This is a genomic window from Rhodohalobacter halophilus (assembly GCF_001715195.1).
Lineage (GTDB): Bacteria > Bacteroidota > Rhodothermia > Balneolales > Balneolaceae > Rhodohalobacter > Rhodohalobacter halophilus.
Genome location: NZ_MDWE01000078.1, coordinates 1 through 1,684, shown reverse-complemented (window position 1 = coordinate 1,684; position 1,684 = coordinate 1). Strand labels below are relative to the sequence as shown.

Genomic DNA, 1,684 nt, shown 5'->3' with positions numbered 1-1,684 from the left:
CGGCCGTGAGCAATAAGCTCACGGTGCGCCTCTCACACCACCGTACGTACGGATCGCGTATACGGCGGTTTGTTACGTTGGCCTGATTTGGTGATAGAGTTCCAGCATTGCAATATAGCCCCGTTTCTTCAGTCTGGCTAAGGTGATGGTCGTTTTGAGGATGGGGCTTTGAGCGACTCTCCAGCCTCCCATCCGTGTCCGACTCCATGCATAGGCATCTTCCGGGGTCACACCAAGACGCATCAGGTTCTTCCGTTTGCGTTCTGGTTTCTTCCAGTGGTGCCAAATGCAGTACCTCAGCCGTTTTCTCAGCCAACTATCCAGTGCTTGTAATTTGCCGTGGATGTTGGCCAGTTTGAAGGTTTTCAGCCAGCCTCGTGTCAGCCGGTTGAGCCGCCGGATTCGTTCGGCAAAACTTATGGGAGTGGTTTTGCGGGTCAACTCTTTAAGCTTTCGCTTGAAAGCTTTCCTGCTTTTCGCACTCACCACCAGTTGATATTGGCCTCTGGCCCCTTTCTTGAATACCGGGACAAAATGATAACCCAGTATGTCGAATGTTGAGGGGCGTCGAATCCCGCTTTTCTCCCGGTTTATCGGCAGGCGAAGCACATCCCTGAGAAACAGGTAGATGCTGTTACCTACCCGTCGGGCGGCTCGTTTGCTGCGCACGTAGATGCTGAAATCGTCGGCATACCGCACATAGCGATGTCCGCGCTTTTCCAGCTCCCTGTCAAGTTCATTGAGCAGAATGTTGGATAGCAGCGGACTGAGGGGAGAGCCTTGTGGCACTCCCTTTCTGCGTTTATGCAGCCTTCCGTTGATTTGCATCGGGGCGCGCAGGAACTTTCGCAACAGCTTCATCGTCAGCCGGCACGTGACTTTTCGGTGGATCAGTTCCAGCAGTATGGCATGGTCGACCTGATCGAAGAATGACTTCAGATCAATGTCTATCACATGCTGGTAGCCTTCGTTGATGTTCCGTTGGGCTTGTTGCACGGCCTGATGGGCGTTGCGGTTGGGGCGGAATCCGTAACTATGAGGCTGGAAGCCCGGCTCAAATACAGGCTCTGGGCACCTGATGCAGGGCTTGCTGGATAACCCGGTCGGTCAGCGTCGGGATGCCGAGCATCCTCCTCTTGCCGCCCGGTTTGGGTATTTCCACGCCTTTGATTGGGCTGGGCTGATAGCTTCCATTGCGGATGTGCTCTACCAATGCCTGCCCGTGAGTTTGCAGGTGGGCATTGAGCTGGGATATTTCCATCCCGTCCACACCACCTGCTCCTTTATTGGCGCAGACCTTCTGGTAGGCGTTGTTCAGATTCCATTGTTGGAGTACGTATTCTATCATCGTTGTTTTGTTCAGGCGGCATCGTTTAGTGGCAGCTATCCGGACTCAAGGAAATCTATCCTTGGCGAGCCCGAACTCTGGCCTCCATCGGATGCCTGGTAACATTCAGTCCTTCATCCCAACCAGCCAGTTGGGACTACTATGACGTCGGCTGACTTCCCACACCACAGGCGTGGGATCTCCCCGGGTAAGAGTGCCTTCTTTCCTCCGATGCCTGCCGTATCTACGTAGTGAGCGTTCACCTGTCGGTGTTCTGGACATCACAATGATGTGCTTGCTCATCCAGCTCACTACGCCTCTTATACGGTTCCTGTTCGTCAGGACCGGAGTTTGCAG

General features: G+C 54.0%; 2 protein-coding genes. Both read right to left on the bottom strand.

Translation table 11 applies throughout. From position 1 onward, the window contains the following. Nucleotides 1-72: 72 nt before the first annotated feature. Nucleotides 73-1,080, bottom strand: coding sequence for a reverse transcriptase domain-containing protein (locus tag BG260_RS13740; RefSeq protein WP_245683978.1), 1,008 nt, complete (start codon nt 1,078-1,080; stop codon nt 73-75). Then, nucleotides 1,055-1,348: a reverse transcriptase family protein gene (locus tag BG260_RS14425; RefSeq protein WP_245683977.1), complete on the bottom strand. Its 294-nt coding sequence runs from the start codon at nt 1,346-1,348 to the stop codon at nt 1,055-1,057. Before BG260_RS14425 ends, BG260_RS13740 begins: the two co-directional genes overlap by 26 nt. Between the last annotated feature and the right edge of the window lie 336 nt (nt 1,349-1,684).